This is a genomic window from Azospirillum largimobile (assembly GCF_977007025.2).
Genome location: NZ_CDRMUA020000002.1, coordinates 271923 through 291995 on the forward strand (window position 1 = coordinate 271923; position 20073 = coordinate 291995).

The 20073-nt window shown below is 67.9% G+C and carries 20 protein-coding genes and 2 tRNA genes; 9 read left to right on the plus strand and 13 right to left on the minus strand.

Going from position 1 to position 20073, the window contains the following annotated elements; genetic code table 11:
• Positions 1–14: 14 nt before the first annotated feature.
• The 3 genes from ACWPKK_RS14600 to ACWPKK_RS14610 all read left to right on the plus strand — a co-directional run bounded on the left by ACWPKK_RS14600 (position 15) and on the right by ACWPKK_RS14610 (position 1518).
• Positions 15–1031 carry a polyprenyl synthetase family protein gene (locus ACWPKK_RS14600; protein ID WP_149224601.1) on the plus strand — a complete coding sequence of 339 codons (1017 nt, stop codon included), beginning with the start codon at positions 15–17 and terminating at the stop codon, positions 1029–1031.
• Between the two features lie 131 nt (positions 1032–1162).
• Positions 1163–1239: transfer RNA gene (locus ACWPKK_RS14605), tRNA-Pro, on the plus strand.
• Positions 1240–1441: 202 nt separating this feature from the next.
• Positions 1442–1518, plus strand: a tRNA-Pro gene (locus ACWPKK_RS14610).
• Between the two features lie 64 nt (positions 1519–1582).
• Here ACWPKK_RS14610 and ACWPKK_RS14615 read toward each other — a convergent pair.
• Positions 1583–2257, minus strand: coding sequence for a substrate-binding periplasmic protein (locus ACWPKK_RS14615; protein ID WP_452005299.1), 675 nt, complete (start codon positions 2255–2257; stop codon positions 1583–1585).
• 230 nt (positions 2258–2487) lie between these two features.
• A complete protein-coding gene (locus tag ACWPKK_RS14620; protein WP_452005302.1) occupies positions 2488–3288 on the minus strand; it encodes a metallophosphoesterase family protein in 801 nt (266 codons plus the stop codon).
• Between the two features lie 277 nt (positions 3289–3565).
• On the opposite strand from ACWPKK_RS14620, the gene ACWPKK_RS14625 reads away from it, so the two are divergent.
• The gene (locus ACWPKK_RS14625) at positions 3566–4828 is read left to right on the plus strand and encodes an ABC transporter substrate-binding protein (RefSeq protein ID WP_452005305.1); all 1263 of its coding nucleotides are present in this window, start codon (positions 3566–3568) and stop codon (positions 4826–4828) included.
• A gap of 176 nt (positions 4829–5004) precedes the next feature.
• Here the strand turns inward: ACWPKK_RS14625 and ACWPKK_RS14630 are convergent, their stop codons facing one another.
• Both ACWPKK_RS14630 and ACWPKK_RS14635 read right to left on the minus strand, forming a co-directional pair.
• Positions 5005–5649, minus strand: coding sequence for a trimeric intracellular cation channel family protein (locus tag ACWPKK_RS14630; RefSeq protein WP_324866445.1), 645 nt, complete (start codon positions 5647–5649; stop codon positions 5005–5007).
• Between the two features lie 76 nt (positions 5650–5725).
• Positions 5726–6286 carry a hypothetical protein gene (locus ACWPKK_RS14635; protein WP_452005309.1) on the minus strand — a complete coding sequence of 187 codons (561 nt, stop codon included), beginning with the start codon at positions 6284–6286 and terminating at the stop codon, positions 5726–5728.
• A 169-nt stretch (positions 6287–6455) separates the two neighbouring features.
• Here ACWPKK_RS14635 and ACWPKK_RS14640 point away from each other — a divergent pair, with 169 nt between their 5' ends.
• Together ACWPKK_RS14640 and cueR are read left to right on the plus strand one after the other, a co-directional pair.
• Complete coding sequence (locus ACWPKK_RS14640) at positions 6456–8933, plus strand: heavy metal translocating P-type ATPase (RefSeq protein WP_452005312.1); 2478 nt, start codon at positions 6456–6458, stop codon at positions 8931–8933.
• Positions 8934–8941: 8 nt separating this feature from the next.
• A complete protein-coding gene (gene cueR / locus ACWPKK_RS14645; RefSeq protein ID WP_044551783.1) occupies positions 8942–9328 on the plus strand; it encodes a Cu(I)-responsive transcriptional regulator in 387 nt (128 codons plus the stop codon).
• A 207-nt stretch (positions 9329–9535) separates the two neighbouring features.
• Here cueR and ACWPKK_RS14650 read toward each other — a convergent pair whose 3' ends face one another.
• On the minus strand, positions 9536–9733 hold the full coding sequence (locus ACWPKK_RS14650) for a hypothetical protein (protein WP_452005314.1): 198 nt from the start codon (positions 9731–9733) through the stop codon (positions 9536–9538).
• A 3-nt stretch (positions 9734–9736) separates the two neighbouring features.
• Positions 9737–9922: a hypothetical protein gene (locus ACWPKK_RS14655; protein WP_149224594.1), complete on the minus strand. Its 186-nt coding sequence runs from the start codon at positions 9920–9922 to the stop codon at positions 9737–9739.
• Positions 9923–10086: 164 nt separating this feature from the next.
• Here ACWPKK_RS14655 and ACWPKK_RS14660 point away from each other — a divergent pair, with 164 nt between their 5' ends.
• Positions 10087–11499, plus strand: a complete 1413-nt coding sequence (locus tag ACWPKK_RS14660) for an MFS transporter (RefSeq protein ID WP_452005319.1) — start codon at positions 10087–10089, stop codon at positions 11497–11499.
• Between the two features lie 38 nt (positions 11500–11537).
• Here ACWPKK_RS14660 and ACWPKK_RS14665 read toward each other — a convergent pair whose 3' ends face one another.
• From ACWPKK_RS14665 to metX, 4 genes are all read right to left on the minus strand, one after another.
• Positions 11538–12137, minus strand: coding sequence for a PRC-barrel domain-containing protein (locus ACWPKK_RS14665; RefSeq protein WP_452005322.1), 600 nt, complete (start codon positions 12135–12137; stop codon positions 11538–11540).
• Between the two features lie 255 nt (positions 12138–12392).
• Positions 12393–12647 carry a DUF3072 domain-containing protein gene (locus ACWPKK_RS14670; protein ID WP_452005324.1) on the minus strand — a complete coding sequence of 85 codons (255 nt, stop codon included), beginning with the start codon at positions 12645–12647 and terminating at the stop codon, positions 12393–12395.
• 77 nt (positions 12648–12724) lie between these two features.
• Positions 12725–13336, minus strand: coding sequence for a methionine biosynthesis protein MetW (gene metW, locus ACWPKK_RS14675; protein ID WP_452005327.1), 612 nt, complete (start codon positions 13334–13336; stop codon positions 12725–12727).
• A gap of 20 nt (positions 13337–13356) precedes the next feature.
• Complete coding sequence (gene metX, locus ACWPKK_RS14680) at positions 13357–14574, minus strand: homoserine O-acetyltransferase MetX (protein WP_452005330.1); 1218 nt, start codon at positions 14572–14574, stop codon at positions 13357–13359.
• A 209-nt stretch (positions 14575–14783) separates the two neighbouring features.
• Between metX and ACWPKK_RS14685 the strand changes: the two genes are divergently transcribed.
• Together ACWPKK_RS14685 and hisC are read left to right on the plus strand one after the other, a co-directional pair.
• On the plus strand, positions 14784–15680 hold the full coding sequence (locus ACWPKK_RS14685) for a chorismate mutase (RefSeq protein ID WP_324866421.1): 897 nt from the start codon (positions 14784–14786) through the stop codon (positions 15678–15680).
• Between the two features lie 148 nt (positions 15681–15828).
• Positions 15829–16920 carry a histidinol-phosphate transaminase gene (gene hisC, locus ACWPKK_RS14690; protein ID WP_452005334.1) on the plus strand — a complete coding sequence of 364 codons (1092 nt, stop codon included), beginning with the start codon at positions 15829–15831 and terminating at the stop codon, positions 16918–16920.
• A gap of 216 nt (positions 16921–17136) precedes the next feature.
• On the opposite strand, the gene ACWPKK_RS14695 is transcribed toward hisC, so the two are convergent.
• The 3 genes from ACWPKK_RS14695 to ACWPKK_RS14705 all read right to left on the minus strand — a co-directional run bounded on the left by ACWPKK_RS14695 (position 17137) and on the right by ACWPKK_RS14705 (position 20073).
• The gene (locus ACWPKK_RS14695; RefSeq protein WP_452005337.1) at positions 17137–17796 is read right to left on the minus strand and encodes a class I SAM-dependent methyltransferase; all 660 of its coding nucleotides are present in this window, start codon (positions 17794–17796) and stop codon (positions 17137–17139) included.
• Positions 17797–17869: 73 nt separating this feature from the next.
• Positions 17870–19150 (minus strand): amidohydrolase family protein, encoded by a 1281-nt coding sequence (locus tag ACWPKK_RS14700; RefSeq protein WP_452005340.1) that lies wholly within the window; start codon positions 19148–19150, stop codon positions 17870–17872.
• Positions 19150–20073: an ABC transporter permease gene (locus tag ACWPKK_RS14705; RefSeq protein WP_452005343.1), complete on the minus strand. Its 924-nt coding sequence runs from the start codon at positions 20071–20073 to the stop codon at positions 19150–19152. The genes ACWPKK_RS14700 and ACWPKK_RS14705 overlap by 1 nt, the downstream gene beginning before the upstream one ends.

Here is a 20073-nt window from a genome sequence, read left to right on the forward strand (position 1 = left end):
CCGTGGAGTCGACCTTGGCGGTCGTTACCAACTTCGAGCCGAAACGGCGCAAGTCTACCCCGCTCGACGACCTGACCGCTTTGGTGGCCGAGGACCTCAGCGCCGTCAACCAGATCATCCTCGACCGGATGCAGTCGCAGGTCGAGATGATCCCCCAGTTGGCCGGCTACCTGATCGCGGCCGGCGGCAAGCGCCTGCGCCCGGTGCTGACGCTGGCCGCCGCCAACATGTGCGGGTATCAGGGCGAGCATCATCGGCTGCTGGCAGCGGTGGTGGAGTTCATCCACAGCGCGACCCTGCTGCACGACGACGTCGTCGATGAAAGCGACCTGCGCCGCGGCATGGCGTCGGCCAACGCGGTGTTCGGCAACAAGGCCAGCGTGCTGGTCGGCGACTTCCTGTTCTCCCGCGCCTTCGAGATGATGGTGGAGGTGCAGTCGCTCGACGTGTTGCGCATCCTGTCGGGCGCCTCGGCCATCATCGCCGAGGGCGAGGTGCTGCAACTGCGCACCACCAACGACACGGAAACCAGCGAGCAGGCCTATCTGGAGGTCATCAAGGGCAAGACGGCCGAGCTGTTCGCCGCCGCCTGCCGCGTCGGTGCCGTCGTCGCCAACCGCCCGCAGGCGGAAGAGATGGCGCTCTACGACTACGGCATGAATCTGGGCATCGCCTTCCAGCTGGTGGACGACGTGCTGGATTACTCGGCCTTGCAGGCGAAGCTGGGCAAGACCGTCGGCGACGATTTCCGCGAGGGCAAGATCACCCTGCCGGTCGTGCTGGCCTTCCGCCGCGGCAACGACGAGGAACGCACCTTCTGGCGCCGGGTGATGGAGGATCTCGACCAGAAGGACGGCGACCTGGAGCATGCACAGGCGCTGATGGCCCGTCACAACGCGCTGAAGGACACGGTGGAGCGGGCGCGCCATTACGGCTCCATCGCCCGTGACAGCCTGGGGCTGTTCGCCGAGGGGCCGATCAAGCAGGCCCTGCTGGAAGTCATTGATTTCGTGATCGATCGCGATTTCTGAGATGGGTTAAGGGGGTGGGTCGGCGGGCCGGATCTTTTTGCCGATAACGCATTTTTTGCGTTGCGCGCCGGGGCCGGACCGTTTATACACCCCCTCCATCGGCGGACGACAAGGCCCACCGGCGACATGATCGGAGAGTAGCTCAGCCTGGTAGAGCACTGCTTTCGGGAGGCAGGGGCCGGAGGTTCGAATCCTCTCTCTCCGACCAACAGAAAAGGGCTTCCGGAGAAATCCGGGAGCCCTTTTCCTTTTCGCGGCCTTCGATCCCGGTCGCAAGTGCGCCTGACTTCATGTGTTTCGGGAATGGCAAAGATGCAGCATCCAGCCTGTGACTTTGCATTGCGCGGCGGCACGGAACCGTTTATACACCCCCTCCACCGGCGGACGACAAGGCCCGCCGGTGACATGATCGGAGAGTAGCTCAGCCTGGTAGAGCACTGCTTTCGGGAGGCAGGGGCCGGAGGTTCGAATCCTCTCTCTCCGACCAACAGAAAAGGGCTTCCGGAGAAATCCGGGAGCCCTTTTCCTTTTCGGTGCCGCAGCTGGTGCCGTCAGTCCAGGTAAGCATCGATGATGCGCTGGGCGGTGCCGTCCGCCTTCATCCCATCGACCGCCGCCTTCAGCTTCTCGACGATCAGCGGCGAGCATCGGAGAGAGCAGGCGAGATAGACGTCGCTCTGATCGACGGCCTTGCCGATCACGATCTTTTCCGGGCGGCCGGAGTTCTTCCATTTCCACAGGGTTTCCGGCGTCCCGTTGAACCAGGCCTCATCGCCGTTCGCGCTGAGAACCTCGGTTTCCTTCTGTCCGACCCTGATGATGCGAAGCTGGCTCGGCGGGAAGCCCTTGCTTTTCAGCAGTTCTTCCTGGGCGGTGCCTTGGCCGACGATGATGCTGGTCAGTTCGGCCCTGGCCTGACCATAGCTGTCGATCGACTTGCCCACCGCCGCGAAGCTTCGATCCAGTGTGAATATGTTGGCGATCCAGGTGTAGTTCGCTTCCCGTGCCGGAGATCGCGCGAATGGGATGATCAGCAGGTTCTCACCTTCGGCGACCTCCTGCTGCCCGCGCTTCCACGGCATGAAACTCATTTCGCCCTGATATCCGGCGCGCTTTAGTGCCTCCAGCGTGATTTCTGCGACGAAGCCACGCTGGTCCGGCTGCTCCATCGTCATCGGCGGGGCATCGACGCTGTAGATCTTGAGCGTTTCGGCGATGGCGGGCACTGCGGCGGGTGCCGCGGCTGCCAAGGTGTAGACCGCAATGGCGGCGAGACTGACGGTCCGCATGCGCTTCCTCCCCGGCCGGCACCGGCCCGCCACGAAAGCTCTCAGGGCGCAGGACTTCTGGGGCAGGCTCCATTCAGATGAATTCCTGGAGCGGTCCCGTCAATTCGCAGTCTATCCCAGTTAGATGCTTTACGATTTATTAGCGTTGCAATCGGCGGTCGCGTTGGTCAGATCGTGCAGAGGAAGCGTCGATCCGTCCCCTCCAGAACCAGGGCGGTCAGCCGGTTCGTGGCGTAGGCCCCGGTGTCGATGCCGATGCGGTTGTGCAGCATCTCCGGTTCGGGCGCGATGGTGTGGCCGTGGACGACGATCTTGCCATGGTCGGCGCGCGAGGTCAGGAAGGCTTCTCGGATCCACAGGCGGTCCTTGTCCTCCTGCTGGTCGAGCGGAATGCCGGGGCGGACGCCGGCATGGACGAAATGGTAATCGCCGATGGTCAGGTGGTTGCGCAACCCGGTCAGGAAGGCGCGGTGGTGGGGCGGCAGCAGGCCGTTCAGCATCATCTGCGCCTGCAGCAGATGTTCCGGCGGCGCTTCGGGGTCGGGTGCCGGGATGCCATAGCTTTCCAGCGTCGCATCGCCGCCATAGGTCAGCCATCCGGGTGCGACGCGCAGGTCGGACAGGAAACCCAGCATCGTGTCCTCGTGGTTGCCGCGCAGGAACACGGCGCCGAAGACCGGCGGCAGACCGCAGGCAAGCCGTTCGATCACCAGCCGCGAATCCGGCCCGCGATCGACATAGTCGCCAAGGAAGACGAGGTATTTCAGCAGGTTCGGCGCCTGATCGGCGTCGCGGGCGATCTGCCCCAGCATCTGGTTGAGCAAGTCGAGCCGGCCATGGATGTCGCCGACCGCATAGACGCGCATGCCGCGCGGCACCGACGCGGGTCCTGCCCGGCCGCCGAAGGGACCGGCCGAGGGGCCGCCCGATAGGGCCTCCGCCCACAGCTTCCGTGCCAAGCTCAACACGTGGTCGTTCTCGAAGTCGTCACATCCCGTTCCGTAACCTTTGGATGGACCGTGCCTCCTTCAAGTACCTCTTCAAAAGGATAACCCTGTTGCACCGCAATACGTCCTTCTCCCTCCGTCGTTCCTATGGCGAAGGTCGGGTGGCCGGCGGGGTGCGGTCGTTCCGTTGCGCATGGAAGGCCTTCGACGATTCTACTTTGACACGGGGGGGCGTGCCGGTGGAATCTTCGGTCTACCAAAGTCGCATCGCGTCCAGCCAAAAGGCCCCCGCCGCACCATGACCAACGATCATAAGAACCGTTCCACCGGAGGATTCGCCCTTTCCCGCCGCACGCTCGGCCAGGCGGCTATCGCCGGCGGCGTGCTCGCCGGCTTCGGCCGCGCCCCGGTCTTCGCCCAGGACAAGACGCTGAAGGTCGGCGTCCTGCTGCCGCGCTCCGGCCTGCTGGCCCAGGCGGGCCAGGCCTGCCAGCGTGGCGCGGACATCGCGCCGGCGGTGCTCTCCGACCTCGGCTACAAGGTGGAGGTGATGTCGGCGGATACCGAATCGAATGCCGACGTTGCCCGCTCGCGCACGGAAAAGCTGATCAACGACGGCGCCCATGTGATCGTCGGCGCCTTCGACAGCGGCCAGACCGCCGCCGCCGCCCAGGTGTGCGAGCAGCGCGGCGTGCCGCTGGTGATGAACATCGCCGCCGCAGACAAGCTGACGGAGCAGGGCTACAAGACCGTCTTCCGCAATTTCCCGACCTCCACCATGCTGGTGTCGAACGGGATGTCGCTGATGAAGGATTTGTTCGCCGCGACCGGCACCACGCCGAAGACCGCGGTGTTCCTGCACGCCAACGACACTTTCGGCATGGCGAACAAGGCGGCCATCGACGCGCTGTTCCCCAAGCTGGACATGCCCTTCCAGATCCTGGAATCGATCGCCTACGACCCCAAGGCGCAGGATCTGGCGGTGGAGGTGGCGAAGGCCAAGGGCACCGGGGCGGAACTCGCCATCGTCACCACCCGCGCCAACGACGCCATCATGATGGTGCGCGAGATGGTGAAGCAGCGGTGGGAGCCGAAGGGCATCGTCTCCCCCGGTTCGCCCGGCCTGTACGACGAGCAGTTTTACAAGGTGCTGGGCAAATACGCCGACTACGCCATCACCAACCTGCCCTGGTACGACCCCAAGGCGGCGATGACCAAGCGCGTCGAGGCGGCCTTCAAGAAGCAGTTCCCCAATGACCGGTTCGAGGGCTACGCCTTCAACGTCGCCTTCACCTTCGAGGCGATCCTGGTCGCCGCCGACGCCTTCAAGCGCGCCGGCACCGCCGAATCCTCGGCCCTGCTGACGGCGCTGCGCCAGACCAACCTGTCGGACAAGCTGATGGTCGGCCCGGCGATCACCTTCGACGAGAAGGGCCAGAACACCAGCCTGGTTTCCGCCTGCATCCAGAACCACAAGCTGCGCCCGACCGTCGTCCTGCCGAAGGCCTCGGCCGAAGCCGACCCGGTCTTCCCGATGCCGGGGTGGGGCAAGCGGGCGTGAGCCGACATCGCCTGACTATCCCCTCTCCCCCCCGGGGAGAGGGTTAGGGTGAGGGGGAAGCGCGGCCGGGTTTCAACAAACATCCTGCCGCGCATCCCCCTCACCCTCCCCACCGCTTCGCGGCGGGTCCCCTCCCTCTCCCCGGGGGAGAGAGGGTGATTATAGGGAGAGCGCTTTCAGCTCCCCGGTGCCCGCGGTGCGCTCCAGTTGCGCAGCACGCTCACCACGCGCAGCACGAACACAGCGAGCGCCCCCACCACCGCGACCGGCACCGGCGGCAGGTCCAGCCGCTGGCCGGCGATCATCACCGCGGCTCCCAGCAGCGAGGCCATGGCGTAGATCTCCTCGCGCAGGACCCGCGGCACCTCGGCCACCAGCAGGTCGCGCGCCGCCCCGCCGCCGCAGGCGGTCATCACGCCCAGCAGGGCGGCCGGCAGCGGGCTGAGCCCAAAGGCCAGCGCCTTGCCGCAGCCGGCGACGGTGAACAGCCCGAGCCCGGCGGCATCCAGCACCATCACGGGCTTGCCCAGCCGGTTGATCGGCTTGTGGAACAGGAAGGCGGTCAGCCCTGCGGCAAGCGCGACCATCAGATAGCGGTCGTCCTGCAGGCTGGCGGGCGGCAGCGCGCCGATCAGCAGGTCGCGCACGACGCCGCCGGCGAGAGCGGCGGCCAGCGACAGCACCATCACCCCGAACAGGTCCAACCGCTTGCGCACCGCCAGCGTGCCGCCGCTGAGCCCGAAGACGAACACGCCGACGAAATCCATCACCGTCAGCAGTGTGGAGAGGTCGGTCGGCATCGGAATCGGGATCGGCGGCATGGCGGGGCTCGGACGGGGGAGTGAAATGCCTAGCGATTGAGCACAGCCACCCCCGCGGCGCCAAGCGAAACCTGTGCTACACCGTGTCGGGCGCCGACAGCCGGATGCCCATCCGCCGCGCCTCCAGCATGAAAGCGCGGGTCATCTGCAGCAGGTCGGTCCGCCAGTAGAGCTGGGTCAGCGGTTCGTCCAGGAAATCCTCGGGCAGCATGGCGTAGCAGTAGGTCTCCACCACCCGGACATCCTGTTTCCAGGGATCGACGCCGTCGCGCCAGCCGATGGTCCAGCCGGCATGGCCGGCGCCGATGGCCCAGCGTTCGAAATGCGGGGCGATGGTGTTGCTGTCGATCGGGTCCTTCACCGGCACCTGGTAGATCGCAACGAAGCGCCAGACATTCAGTTGAAGCCGCATCAGCAGCGAATCGCCGAAGGCGCCGATGCGGTACAGGCAATCGGGCGAGCCGGGGGCGTGGCTGAAGGTGACCTCCGCTCGCCGCAGCTCGGCCAGCGGCGTGGCGGACGGGGCGTCGGCCAGCGGTGGCGTCTCGTACTCCACGGCGCGCAGATCCTCGACCACGTCATGGGTCAGCATGCGGGAAACGCGGCTCTGCGCCTCGGCAACGGTCAGGCGGGTCAAGGGGCTGGTCCCTTCTCGCTGGTATCGGGTGACTTGCGGTCAGGACACGAACGCCCCGTCCGGCCTTTTGTTCATGAAACGGCGACACTGCGTCGAACAGCCCCTTGACCTTCCAATCGTTGGAAGCCCCATATCACTCCATGCCGAGCGGAATCGAAGGAGAACCGGCATGACCACGACCCAGCACAGCAGCGGCGCGGCGACCACCGCCGCACCCCCGACCGACCTCGACCTCGGCGTGTCGGGCATGACCTGCGCGTCCTGCGTCCGCCGGGTGGAGAAGGCGCTGGGCCGCGTGCCGGGCGTCACCGCCGTCTCGGTCAATCTGGCGACGGAGCGGGCGCGGCTGACCTTCGCCGGCCCGCCCGACGCCAAGGCCGCGGCCGAGGCGGTCGAGGCCGCCGGCTTCCAGGCGGAGCGGCGGGAGTTCGACCTGTCGGTCACCGGCATGACCTGCGCCTCCTGCGCCGGCCGGGTGGAGAAGGCGCTGGGCCGGCTGCCGGGCGTCGAGTCCGCCGCGGTCAACCTCGCGACCGAGCGCGCCCATGTCGTCGCCTTCGCCGGCAGCCTCGACGGCGCCGATCTGGTTGCTGCGGTGGAGAAGGTCGGCTTCGGCGCCGCTCCGGTCGTCGAGGACGGCGGCACTGCGGAGGAGGAGGCGCGGACCGACCGTGGCCGGCGCGACCTGCGCCATGTGCTGATCGCCGCCGCCCTGTCGCTGCCCCTGCTGGCCGGCATGGTCGGCGACCTGTTCGGGGCGGACTGGATGCTGCCGGGCTGGGTGCAGTTGATCCTCGCCAGCATCGTGCAGTTCTGGCTGGGCGCGCGCTTCTACCGTGCCGGCTGGAATGCGGTGCAGGCGGGCGCCGGCAACATGGATCTGCTGGTGGCGCTCGGCACCTCCGCGGCCTGGGGGCTCAGCCTCTACCTGATGCTGACGGCGCCCACAGGTCATGGGGTCGGGCACGAGCCGCATCTCTATTTCGAAGCCTCCTCCGTCCTCATCGCCTTCGTGTTGCTCGGCAAATGGCTGGAAGCGCGGGCGAAGGGGCAGACCGCGGCGGCGATCCGCGCCCTGATGGATTTGCGCCCGGCCACTGCCCGGCTGCGCCGCGACGGCGTGGAGACCGAAGTGCCGGTGGAGCGCGTGCGCGTCGGCGACCATGTGGTGGTCCGCCCCGGCGAGCGGGTGCCGGTCGACGGCCGGGTGGTCGAGGGCAGCGGCGGCGTCGACGAATCGATGCTGACCGGCGAGAGCCTGCCGGTCGACAAGGAGCCGGGTGCCCGCGTCACCGGCGGTTCGATCAACGGTGACGGGCTGCTGGTGGTGGAGACCACGGCGGTCGGCACCGAAACCATGCTGGCGCAGATCGTCCGCATGGTCGAGGGCGCCCAGGCATCGAAGGCGCCGATCCAGCGGCTGGTCGACCGGGTCAGCGCGGTGTTCGTTCCGGCGGTGCTGGTGGTGGCGGCGTTGACGCTCGCCGGCTGGTGGATCGTCGGCGGCGACCTGGAGGCGGCCATCGTCACCGCGGTGTCGGTGCTGGTCATCGCCTGCCCCTGCGCGCTGGGTCTGGCGACGCCGACCGCGATCATGGTCGGCACCGGCGTCGCCGCCCGTCATGGCATCCTGATCAAGGACGCCGAGGCGCTGGAGCGCGCCCATGCCCTGACCGCCATCGCCTTCGACAAGACCGGCACCCTGACGGAGGGCAAGCCGCAGGTCACCGACCTGATCCCGGCCGATGGTGTGGACGGCGCGACCCTGCTGCGCCTCGCCGCCGCGCTCCAGGCCGGCAGCGAGCATCCGCTCGCCCACGCGCTGCGGGAGCGGGCCGCGGCAGCGGGCATGGCGGCGGAGCCGGTGACCGACTTCCGCGCGCTGCCCGGCCGCGGCGTCGCCGGCATGGTGGCGGGACGGCGCCTGCAGCTCGGCAATGCCCGCGCGGTGGAGGAGGCCGGCCTGCAGCCGGGCGCTCTCGCCGCCCGGGCGGAGGCGCTGGCGGCAAGCGGCCGCACCCTGTCCTGGCTGATCGAGGGGGTGATGGAGGTCGGCGATGCGCCGCGCCTGCTCGGCCTCGTCGCCTTCGGTGATACGGTGAAGGAGAGTGCGGTCACCGCCGTCGCGGCGCTGAAGGCGCAGGGGGTGGAACCGGTGATGGTGACCGGCGATGGCTGGGGCGCCGCCCGCTCCGTCGCCGCGGTGCTCGGCATCGAGCGCGTGTTCGCCGAGGTGCTGCCCGGCGACAAGGCCGCCGTGGTCGCGACGCTGAAGGGGGAGGGCAGGAGCGTCGGCATGGTCGGCGATGGCATCAACGATGCGCCCGCCCTGGCAGCGGCCGATGTCGGCATCGCCATGGCGACCGGCACCGACGTAGCGATGCACAGCGCCGGCGTCACCCTGATGCGCGGCGATCCGCGGCTGGTGGCGGGAGCGATCGACGTCTCGCGGCGGACCTATTCGAAGATCCGGCAGGGCCTGTTCTGGGCCTTCGCCTACAACGTGATCGGCATCCCGCTGGCGGCGTCGGGCAACCTCAGCCCGGTGCTGGCGGGGGCGGCGATGGCGCTTAGTTCGGTCAGTGTGGTGGTGAACGCCCTGACCCTGCGCGGCTGGGCACCGCCGAAGCAGGAGGATGTGCGATGAAGGACGGCATGACGATCGGCGACGCCGCCAAGGCCTCCGGCGTCAACGCCAAGCTGATCCGCTATTACGAGTCCATCGGGCTGATCCCGGAGGCCGGGCGGACGGCGTCGGGCTACCGTGTCTACAGCGGCACGGACGTGAATGTGCTGCGCTTCGTCAAGCGGGCGCGGACGCTGGGTTTCGGAATCGAGCGCATCCAGAAGCTGGTCGGGCTCTGGCAGGACCGCACTCGCTGCAGTTCGGAGGTCAAGCGGATCGCGCTCCAGCACATTGACGAGTTGGAGGCGAAGATCGCCGAGCTGCAGGCGATGCGCGATACGCTGCATGAGCTTGCCGACGCCTGCCACGGCGACGAACGGCCGGAATGCCCGATTCTGAAGGACTTGTCGTCGTGATGAATTCTAACCCCCCGACCATCCCCTCTCCCACCCGGGGAGAGGGTTAGGGTGAGGGGGATGCGTTGCGTGGCTCATGGATATTCATGTCACGCTCCATTCTTCCCCAAATCCACCCTATGCATCCCCCTCACCCCGACCCTCTCCCCAGGGGGGAGAGGGGGAATGCCTGTTGAGAGAGGGGGAGCCGGAAAGGGTTCACACACCCTACCGCTTCGTCTTCGGATCATGCGTGTGGTGGCTGTCGCGTTCGCCGCCGCCGCTGGAGCTGCCGGACTGGCGGCCGTTGGTGGGTTCACCCGGATGCGGGTGCTTTTCCTGCGTCGCCGCCGGCTTGTCGGCGTTCTGCTGGCTGCTGCCGGGACCGCCATGGTGGCGGTCGGTCGCCTCATTGCGCTTGGTCATGCCTCACCGATCCTGCTGGTAGCCCTGGTGGGTGGTGTTCTGCCGGGTGTTGCCGGGCTGGCCCTGTTCCTTGGTGTTGGGGGCGCCGCGGTTGCTGGCGCCGTCATCGGGCGAGGCGCTGGTCGCCGGCTCGCCGGGACCCTTGTCGCTGCGGCCCTCGGGCGGGACGGGCGGGATGTGCTTGGTCATGGTGGCGCTCCTTAAGGTTGGCTCGCGTCCCATTCCAACAGGAGGGCGGGAGAGGGGTTCCGGGCCGGAGGCGGAGAGACCGACCGGAGCGCTCGGCTTCCGCATTGCTTTCATGCGAAATTGCTGCGACCGCGCAACGGCGGTCGGCCTCTATGCTGACTGGCATGTCCAGTCCCCCCATGCCGACCGTCTCCGCCGCCCCGTCCGCAGTCCTGAAGCCGCCGGCCGTCGCCGATGGGTTGCCGGTGCCACAACGCTACTGGGCGATGGCGGCGATGACCGTCGCGCTGATCATGGCGGTTCTGGACGGGGTGGTCGCAAACATCGCCCTGCCGACGATCCAGCGCGAGTTCGGGGTGGACGCCGCCGGCGCGATCTGGGTGGTCAACGCCTATCAGCTGGCGGTCACCGTCTCGCTGTTCCCGCTGGCGTCGCTGGGCGATATCATCGGCTACCGCAAGGTCTACTGGGGCGGACTTGCCGTCTTCACCGTTGCCTCGCTGGCCTGCGCGCTGTCGCCCAGCCTGCCGGTGCTGACCGCCGCACGCGTCCTGCAGGGAATTGGCGGCGCCGGGATCATGAGCGTCAATCTGGCGCTGGTCCGTCACATTTACCCGTCCACCCATCTCGGGCGCGGGGTCGGCTACAACGCGATGATCGTCGCCGTATCCTCCGCCGCGGGGCCGAGTTTGGCGGCGCTGATCCTGTCGGTCGCCTCCTGGCCCTGGCTGTTCGCCGTCAATGTGCCGCTGGGGCTGGCGGCGCTGGCGGTGGCGGCGCGGGCGATGCCGGTCTCCACCCCCGCCGGCCACCGGTTCGACTGGGTGAGCGCCCTGCTGAACGCCGGCATGCTCGGCCTGCTGATCATCGGCTTCAAGGGGGTGGACGGCAGCCAGCCCGGCTGGCTGGTCGCGGCGGAGCTGGCCGGCGCGCTGGTTCTGGGCGTGACGCTGGTGCGCCGGGAGCTGTCGCAGTCCGCACCGCTGCTGCCGGTGGACCTGCTGCGCCGGCCGGTCTTCGCCCTGACCGTGGTGACGTCGGTCTGCGCCTTCGCCTCGCAGAACATCGTCTTCGTGGCGATGCCCTTCTTTTTCGAGGACGTGCTGCACCGGTCGCTGGCCGAATCCGGGCTGCTGATGACGCCCTGGCCGCTGATGGTGGCGCTGGTGGCACCAATTTCCGGCCGGCTGGCCGACCGCTACGAGCCGACGCGGCTTGCCGCAGCGGGCTTGGCGCTGTTCGCCACCGGCTTGGCGCTGATGGCGCTGCTGCCGCCCGATCCGGCGACGCTGGACGTTGTGTGGCGCATGGCGCTGGCCGGCTTCGGTTTCGGCCTGTTCCAGACCCCGAACAACAAGGTGCTGGTCACCAGCGCGCCGAAGGAGCGCAGCGGCGGCGCCAGCGGCATCCAGGCGACCGGCCGGCTGTTGGGCCAGACGTTGGGTGCCGCGACGGTCGGGCTGGTCTTCAGTGCGGTGGGCAAGGCGGACGGCAGCGTTACGGTGCTGTGGCTGGGCGCCGGGCTCTGCGCGGTGGCCTGCCTGACCGGCCTCTTCCGCCGCCGCCCGGCCGCCTGAGACGCTGCTGCCCGACGCGTCTTATCGACCATCCGGCTTTACTGGTTGTCGGGGCGGGTCACCGTCGGCTCGCTTCCATACGCGAAGGTCGGCGCCTTGCCGATGTCGGCCTGCTCCATGTCCAGGACCGGCCCGTCCGGACCGTTGGTCAGGGAGCCGGCCGGCACCGCGACCAGCTTGTCGCCCAGCCCCAGAACATCGTTCGGAGCCACGACGATGCGGTCGATCCGGTCGCCCGGCTGGCTCAGGGTGAAGTCGAGGATGCGGCCGCCCGGCTGGCCGTCGCGCGTGCGCAGCTCCGTCCCCACCATCGACCGTGCCTGATCGGGGTTGAGGGCGGCGGAGGGCAGGGCGGCCACCGGCGGCGAACCGGCAGGCGAAGCTGCAACCGGCGGCGCAGGATTCTGCATTTCCTGCGAGGGGGCCTCGCCGCTGACGCCCGGCGGGGAGGTGACCTGGCCAGTGGCCGGCTGGTCGTCCGGCCGGGGCGCGGTCATCAGCGGCGGGGCGGTTCCCTGCGCCATGGTGTCGGGAGCCGCTGTGCCGGTCGTGGCGCCGGGTGCCGGCGCGGTCTGGGCCAGGGCGGTGCCGGTCATCAGCAGCGCTGCGGCGGATAGAAGCAAGATCGGGCGGAGCATGGGGCGACCCTTCCGTTCGGATTCGGTATCGCCCTGGTTAACAGCCCAACATGCCCGCGGGTTGCCGGCTGGGCGCATATCCCCCTCTCCCCCCCGGGGAGAGGGTCGGGGTGAGGGGGATGCATTGCGTGGATCTGGTGGAAATCGGGGGGTACGCAATCCTTGAAGATCCTCGCCGCCCGTCCCCCCCACCCTAACCCTCTCCCCGGGGGAGAGAGGGGACTCTTCTGCGGCGCGAGAGGCGTAAATCCGGTATTACTTCCCGCGCCCGGTCTTGTTCTGAAGCGCGTCGATCCGTTTGGACGCTTCCGCCTTGGTCAGGCCATCGTCGAAGGACTCTCCGGCCTCCTCGCTCAGCGTCTTCAGGTAGGAGGCCTGGGCGCCGGTCATCGGTTCGTCGCCAGTGGTCCAGTCGTCGGGGTTCTTGTCCCGGTTGGAGGTGTCGGCGCCGGTTTTGGGATTCTCGTGGTGGGACTGGTCGTCCCGGTCGGCCGTGTGCTTGGCGGTCATGATCCGTACCTCATCAAAAAGGAACGTATCAAGAACAGGCAGGCGGACGGAAGGTTCCCGCCCGCATGCCGAAAAACTCACCCGCCGCTGCGCTTCAGCAGGAAGACACCCTGCTCGCCCAACAGGTTGGCGAAACCGGAATGGGCTTGGCTGGTGACCCGGCCGGCATGGTCGAGGATGCGGGTCTGTTCGATGGTGATGCCCATTTCCTCCGTCAGCACGACGAAATCGCGCAGCGTGCAGAAATGGATGTTGGGCGTTTCCCACCATTGGTAGCCCAGCTTTTCCGTCACCGGCATGCGTCCGGTCAGCAGAAGCTGCAGCCGCACCCGCCAATAGCCGAAATTGGGGACCGACACGATGGCGCGGCGGCCGATGCGGCACATCATCTGCAGCACGTCGCGCGGCTGCCGCATCGCCTGCAGCGTCTGGCCCAGGATGACGTAGTCGAAGGCGTCGGCGGGATAGTCCTTCAGGTCGGTCTCGGCATCGCCCTGGATCACCGACAGGCCATGCGCCACGCATTGCCGCACGCCGTCCATGCTCAGTTCGATGCCGCGCCCGTCGACGTTCTTGGCGTGGGACAGATAATCCAGCAGGGCGCCGTCGCCGCAGCCGACGTCCAGCACGCGGCTGTTCGGCTCCACCATCTCGGCGATCAGCTTCAGGTCGTCGCGAATGTCCACCATGGTCGGTCGTTCTGCCCCAATCAGCGCGCGCGGCGGCGGGCGGACAGGCCGCGATGCTCGGCGCAGCCCTCCAGGAAGCCGTGGATGACCTGATGGAACTCCGGCTCGTCCAGCAGGAAGGCGTCGTGGCCCTTGTCCGTCTCGATCTCCACGAAGCTGACATTGGCGGCGACGGCGTTCAGCGCATGCACAATGGCCCGCGATTCCGAGGTCGGGAACAGCCAGTCGCTGGAGAAGCTGGCAAGGCAGAAGCGCACCGGCGTCGTCCTGCCCCCCGGCCGGAAGGCGTTGGCCAGCGTGCCCCCCGCATCGGCGGCGAGGTCGAAGTAATCCATCGCCCGCGTGATGTAGAGGTAGGAGTTGGCGTCGAACCGCTCGACGAAGGCCGCACCCTGGTAGCGCAGGTAGCTTTCCACCTGGAAATCGGCGTCGAAGCCGTAGGTGACCGCCTTGCGGTCCTGCAGGTTGCGGCCGAACTTGCGGTGCAGCGCCGCTTCGGACAGATAGGTGATGTGGGCGGCCATGCGGGCGACGGCCAGTCCGGCCTCCGGCTTGGTGCCTTCCAGCAGGTAGTTGCCGCCGCGCCAGTTCGGGTCGGCCATGATCGCCTGGCGCCCGACCTCGTGGAAGGCGATGTTCTGCGCCGAATGGCGGGCGGCGGTCGCGATGGGCACCGCGGCGAACACCGATTCGGGATAGGCCACCGCCCATTGCAGCACCTGCATGCCGCCCATCGAGCCGCCGATGACGCAGAACAGCTTCTCGATGCCCAGATGCTCGACCAGCAGCTTCTGCGCCCGCACCATGTCGCCGATGGTCACCACCGGGAAGGACAGGCCATAGGGCTGGCCGGTGGCGGGATCGATGTCCTTCGGCCCGGTGCTGCCCAGGCAGCCGCCCAGGACGTTGGAACAGATGACGAAATAGCGGTCGGTGTCCACCGGCTTGCCGGGGCCGACCAGCATTTCCCACCAGCCGGGCTTGCCGGTGACGGGATGCTTCTCCACCACGAAATGGTCGCCGGTCAGGGCGTGGCAGATGAAGATCGCGTTGGATTTGTCGGCGTTCAGCGTGCCGTAGGTCTGGTAGGCGATCTGGAAGCCGCCGATCTCCACCCCGCTGTCCAGCCGCATCGGCCGGTCGACCGCCAGGCGCACGCGCTTGCCCGGCATGAGCGGGCTGTCGGCGACCTCGGGGGTGACCAGGGGGGGCTGCTGCGCGGTGGGGGGCGCGGACATGTCGTTTCGTGCCTTAAGAGCGGGTCTTGCCTTCGGAAATCCGGCCTCTTGCAAGCCTTCCGGCGCCTTGGCGGAAACCGTCGGTGAGCTTTGGCGGAACGGGAGGGTATAGCTACGAAGCCGGGCTCAAGAGTGTCAATGTTTTCTTTGATTTCGCGGCGCATGCGGACTACTACTAACCGGCTTTGCATTCGATGGTTTCTTGACCCATGGCCCCCGCCCGGACCCCGCTCGACGATTTGCGCCGCGAGATCGACCAGATCGACGACGCGATCCATGACCTGCTGATGCGCCGCGCCGCCGTGGTGGAACGCATCGGGGCCGCGAAGGGCAATGGCGCGGCGGAAAATGGCACGCAGCCGATCATTCTGCGCCCGGCACGGGAGGCGACGATCCTGCGGCGCCTGATTGCCCGCCATGCCGGTACCTTCCCCGCCCAGGTCGTGGTGCGCATCTGGCGGGAGATGATCACCGCCTTCACCCGCATGCAGGGCCCCTTCGCCGTCGCCGTCTATGCGCCGGAGGACCGCCGCGGCTTTTGGGACGTGGCGCGCGACCATTTCGGCGGATTCGTGCCGATGACCGCCGTCAACACCCCGGCCGCCGCCTTGCGTGCGGTGTCTGAGGGGACGGCCACCGTCGCCGTGGTGCCCTATCCGGCCGACGACGATTCGGATCCCTGGTGGCGTTTCCTGGTGTCGGCCGACGCCGGCCGGCCGCAGGTGGTGGCACGGCTGCCCTTCGGCGGGCGCGGCAACGCCCGCGGCGAGAATCGCGACGCGCTTGCCATCGCCGCAGTCCCGCACGAGCCGACCGGCGACGACCGCACGCTGCTGAGCATCGAGATCGGCGGCGACCTCAGCCGCGGCCGCCTGAAGGACATGCTGGAGGCCTGCGGCCTGCCGCCGGTCAGCTTCTGCACCTGGCATCCGGCCGGCCACGCCATCGGGATGAGCGGCGGCGGGCCGTCCGTCCATCTGGTCGAGGTCGCCGACTTCGTCGGCCAGGCCGACCCCCGGCTTGCCATGCTGCTGGAACGGTCGGGCGACATCCCGGTGCGGGTCAACGTCGTCGGCGGCTATGCCGTGCCGCTCGCTCTGGGCTGATGTGCGCGATTGGGGCGAGCCGGTGGGCCGGCTCCTGCCTTATGCTGCATCGGCATGTCCTGAAACCGAACACCGGCGCCAGGACTGTTCCAAACCGTTCCAAACGTTCCAATAACGCCAATCCAATCTGTCGGAAGGTAAGCAGACCATGACCCAGCCGAACGGCCCGCAGCCGCGTCCGGGGATTCTCGACATCGCCGCCTATGTCGGCGGCGAGCATCAGGGTCATATCCGCCTCGCCTCCAACGAAGGGGCGCTGGGGCCGAGCCCGAAGGCGATGGAGGCCTATTCGGCGGCAGCCTCCACCCTGCACCGCTACCCGGACGGCGCCTCGGCGGCTCTGCGCGGTGCCATCGCCAAGCGCTTCAACCTGGACGCCGACCGCATCGTCTGCGGCGCCGGATCGGACGAGATCATCAGCCTGCTGATCCGCTCCTATGCCGGGCCGGGCGACGAGGTGCTGTATTCGCAGTACGGCTTCCTGATGTACCCGATCGGCGCCAAGTCGGTCGGCGCCACCCCGGTGACGGCGCCGGAGGACGGGCTGACCGCCAGCGTCGACAACCTGCTGGCCCGCGTCACCCCGCGCACCCGTCTGGTCTTCCTCGCCAACCCGAACAACCCGACCGGCACTTACCTGCCGGCGTCGGAGGTGGCGCGGCTGCATGCCGGCCTGCCGCCGGACGTCATCCTGGTCATCGACGCGGCCTATGCCGAATACATGAACAAGGACGACTACACCGCCGGCGAAGAGCTGGTGGAGAAGTTCCCCAACGTGGTGATGACCCGCACCTTCTCGAAGATCTTCGCGCTGGGCTCGCTGCGCATCGGCTGGTGCTATGGCCCGGCCGGGATCGTCGACGTGCTGAACCGGGTGCGCGGCCCCTTCAACGTGTCGAATGCCGCCCATGTCGCCGGCATCGCCGCGGTGGAGGATGCCGAGTTCCTCGACCGCTCCCGCCGCCACAATGAGCAGTGGCGCGAGTGGTTCTCCGCCGCTGTGCGCGAGCTTGGCCTGACGGTTCATCCCAGCGTGACCAACTTCGTGCTGGTCGATTTCAAGGGCCAGCCCGCCGGCAAGGACGACGCCGAGGCCGCCCGCCAGTTCCTGAAGGCCCGTGGCATCCTGGTCCGCCAGATGCCCTCCTACGGCCTGCCGAGCTGCCTGCGCGTCACCATCGGCACCGAGCAGGAAATGCACGCGGTGACTGACGCGCTGCGGGACTTTTTGAAGGCGTAATACCAGCGGTCATTGAAGATGACCGCTGGTATCCGCGCCGACTGGCGCGGCGGCGGCCCGTGCCGCCGAAGCTTTTGATACTGACAGGTCAGGATCAAAAGCCGCTGGTATGATGGCACCCAGGCGCAGGCGCCAAGCAATGCATTCCAGCCCGGTGTGAACCGAAGCGACTGATCCGCCTCGGTTCACACTGGTCTCCTTCCGGAAGCCGCTGCGTCAGCGGGCAACTCCCCGGCGGTTTCCCAGTCCAACCGAATGCGGCATATAGGAGGGGCGCCGCGGCAGCATCTTGGTCGAGATGTCCGCCGCGCCGTTGCCGGCCCGTCCGCGAATGGAGATTCGTCCAAACACGTAATCGTCGGCGGCGGCCGGAGCGATCCGATGGGTCACCTCGACATCCACGAAGCCCACCACTCCCAGCATTTCCCGCAGACAGGCTTCGTTGGGGCTCCACCAGTTGGACGGGTTGTCGTCGAGCGAGCTTCCGGGGTGAAAGACCATCAAGGGCTGAAGCGAGGGTCCGACCGCCAAGGTGGTTTCGATGTGAATGGTCCCGCCCAGTTTGCACAGCTTGCGAAGGCGGAAGAGGAAGGAGAGGGGGTTCTCGACGTGATAGAGTACCCCTGCGCAGTGCACGACGTCGAATTCGGGAAGCTGAAGTGCCTTCTCCGACAAAAGATCGAGTTGTAGGAATGTGAACTGCGCGCTTTCCATCGTTCTGATGAGGTCGGGCGAGGTGCAATAATCGATGCCGAGCACGCTTGCTGCGCCTCTCGCAACGGCCTCTGCACAGATGTCTCCTTCCCAGCAGCCGACATCGACAAAACTCAGCCCGTCCAGCCGTTCCGGTAGCCCGTGTTCTTCCCAGCTTCCCATGGCGTTCCTCCCATATCCTGTGATCCCGGTCCGGTGGGGGTTTTAGAGCCACATGGCTGGCCCTGCTCCAGTCCTACCCCCGGTCCAGCAGGAAATCGACCATCTCCGGCCGGCCCGGCAGGTCGAGTTTTGCCTGCACCGGTTCGCAGTGGCTGACGATTCGGCCGCGGCGCAGGACGTACAGGCGGGCGGCGCGGGTGCGGATCGCCTCCACCGGGCCGCTGGCTTGGAGCACCACGAGGTCGGCGTTGCAGCCCGGTTCCAGCCCGTAGCCGTCCAGGTGCAGCAGGCGGGCAGGGTTGACCGTCACCGCGTCGAAGGCGGCCTTGATGCCGTCCTGGCCGGTCATCTGGGCGACATGCAGGCCCATATGCGCCACCTCCAGCATGTCGCCGGAGCCAAGCGGATACCAGGGGTCCATCACGCAGTCGTGGCCGAAGGCGACGGTCAGGCCGGCGGCCATCAGCTCCGGCACGCGGGTCATGCCGCGGCGCTTGGGATAGGTGTCGTGACGGCCCTGGAGGCTGATGTTGATCAGCGGGTTGGCGATCACCCCCAGCCGAGCCTCGGCCATCAGCGGGATCAGCTTGGAGACATAGTAGTTGTCCATGGAATGCATGGAGGTCAGGTGCGACCCCGTCACCCGGCCATGCAGCCCCAGCCGCTGCGTCTCGTAGGCCAAGGTCTCGACATGGCGGGACAGCGGGTCGTCGGTCTCGTCGCAATGCATGTCGACCAGCAACCCGCGCTCCGCCGCGATCTCGCAGAGCAGGCGGACCGAGGCGGCGCCGTCGGCCATGGTGCGCTCGAAATGCGGGATGCCGCCGACCACGTCGACACCCATGTCCAGCGCCCGGATCAGCAGTTCCTCGGTGCCGGCTGAGCGCAGGACGCCGTCCTGCGGGAAGGCGACCAGCTGCAGATCGAGGTAGGGGGCGACCCGCTTCTTCACGTCCAGCAGGGCTTCCACCGCCAGCAGCCGCGGATCGCAGACATCGACATGGCTGCGCACCGCCAGCAGGCCGCGCCCGACCGCCCAGTCGCAGTAAGCGAGTGCCCGCTCGACGATGGCGTCCTGCACCAGCTGAGGCTTCAGCTCGCCCCACAGCGCGATGCCCTCCAGCAGGGTGCCGCTCTGGTTCACGCGTGGCAGGCCGTAGCTGAGCGTGCTGTCCATGTGGAAATGGGAATCAACGAAGGGCGGGGTGACCAGCCGGCCGGTGGCGTCGATTTCCGAGGCAGCCTCGCCGGCCAATCCGGCTTCGACGGCGGCGATGCGGCCACCCCGGATGCCGATGTCGATGCCGCTGCGGCCATCCGGCAGGGTGGCGCGGCGCAGGATCAGGTCGAACATCAGCGTTCTCCTTTGCGGTACGGGATCATCAGGGCGCGCGGGTAGGAGGCCCGGCGGGCCACCAGCACCAGCGCCAGGATGCTCAACAGATAGGGCATCATCAGGAACAGCTGGTAGGGCAGGACGCCGCCGCTCGCCTGCTGCAACCGCAGCTGCAGCGCGTCGAACACCGCGAACAGCAGGGCGCCCAGCATCGCCTTGCCCGGCCGCCAGGAGGCGAAGACCACCAGCGCGATGCAGATCCAGCCCCGCCCGTTGACCATGTTGAAGAAGAAGGCATTGAAGGCCGACAGCGTCAGGAAGGCGCCGGCCAGGGCCATCAGCGCGCTGCCCGCCATCACCGCGCCGATGCGGATGGCGGTGACGTTCAGCCCCTGCGCCTCGGCCGCGGCCGGATTCTCGCCGACCATCCGCACCGCCAGCCCGACCGGCGTGCGGTACAGCACATAGGCGACGACCGCGCCCAGCAGGAAGGCGAGGTAGGTCAACGGCGTCTGGGCCAGGGCGCCGGGCAGGGCCAGCGGCTGGAACGGCTCGACGGTCGGTGGGGTGCTGGCCTGCGGCAGAACGAGCCGGTAGACGAAATAGGACAGGCTGGTGCCCAGCAGGGTGACGCCGATGCCCGTCACATGCTGCGACAGGCCGAGCGGCACGGTCAGCGCCGCGTGCAGCAGGCCGAGCAGCGCGCCGCAGGCTGCGGCCACCAGCACGCCGGTCCACAGGTCGGCCCCCTGGTAGACCGCCATCCAGCCGGCCATGGCGCCCAGCGTCATGATGCCTTCGATGCCGAGATTCAGCACGCCGGCCCGTTCGCACAGCAGCTCGCCAAGCGTGCCCAGCACATAGGGGGTGGCGATGCGCAGCACCGCGGTCCAGAAGGCGGCCGACAGCAGGATGTCGAGGATGATCGACAGAAAGTCCAT

Excerpts from the sequence above, each read along its gene's own strand:
- ACWPKK_RS14625 (WP_452005305.1), top strand. The coding sequence starts at position 3,566 with ATGACCAACGATCATAAGAACCGTTCCACCGGAGGATTCGCCCTTTCC.
- ACWPKK_RS14630 (WP_324866445.1), bottom strand. The coding sequence starts at position 5,649 with ATGCCGCCGATCCCGATTCCGATGCCGACCGACCTCTCCACACTGCTG.
- ACWPKK_RS14640 (WP_452005312.1), top strand. The coding sequence starts at position 6,456 with ATGACCACGACCCAGCACAGCAGCGGCGCGGCGACCACCGCCGCACCC.
- cueR (WP_044551783.1), top strand. The coding sequence starts at position 8,942 with ATGACGATCGGCGACGCCGCCAAGGCCTCCGGCGTCAACGCCAAGCTG.
- ACWPKK_RS14650 (WP_452005314.1), bottom strand. The coding sequence starts at position 9,733 with ATGACCAAGCGCAATGAGGCGACCGACCGCCACCATGGCGGTCCCGGC.
- ACWPKK_RS14655 (WP_149224594.1), bottom strand. The coding sequence starts at position 9,922 with ATGACCAAGCACATCCCGCCCGTCCCGCCCGAGGGCCGCAGCGACAAG.
- ACWPKK_RS14660 (WP_452005319.1), top strand. The coding sequence starts at position 10,087 with ATGTCCAGTCCCCCCATGCCGACCGTCTCCGCCGCCCCGTCCGCAGTC.
- ACWPKK_RS14665 (WP_452005322.1), bottom strand. The coding sequence starts at position 12,137 with ATGCTCCGCCCGATCTTGCTTCTATCCGCCGCAGCGCTGCTGATGACC.
- ACWPKK_RS14670 (WP_452005324.1), bottom strand. The coding sequence starts at position 12,647 with ATGACCGCCAAGCACACGGCCGACCGGGACGACCAGTCCCACCACGAG.
- metW (WP_452005327.1), bottom strand. The coding sequence starts at position 13,336 with ATGGTGGACATTCGCGACGACCTGAAGCTGATCGCCGAGATGGTGGAG.
- metX (WP_452005330.1), bottom strand. The coding sequence starts at position 14,574 with ATGTCCGCGCCCCCCACCGCGCAGCAGCCCCCCCTGGTCACCCCCGAG.
- ACWPKK_RS14685 (WP_324866421.1), top strand. The coding sequence starts at position 14,784 with ATGGCCCCCGCCCGGACCCCGCTCGACGATTTGCGCCGCGAGATCGAC.
- hisC (WP_452005334.1), top strand. The coding sequence starts at position 15,829 with ATGACCCAGCCGAACGGCCCGCAGCCGCGTCCGGGGATTCTCGACATC.
- ACWPKK_RS14695 (WP_452005337.1), bottom strand. The coding sequence starts at position 17,796 with ATGGGAAGCTGGGAAGAACACGGGCTACCGGAACGGCTGGACGGGCTG.
- ACWPKK_RS14700 (WP_452005340.1), bottom strand. The coding sequence starts at position 19,150 with ATGTTCGACCTGATCCTGCGCCGCGCCACCCTGCCGGATGGCCGCAGC.
- ACWPKK_RS14705 (WP_452005343.1), bottom strand. The coding sequence starts at position 20,073 with ATGGACTTTCTGTCGATCATCCTCGACATCCTGCTGTCGGCCGCCTTC.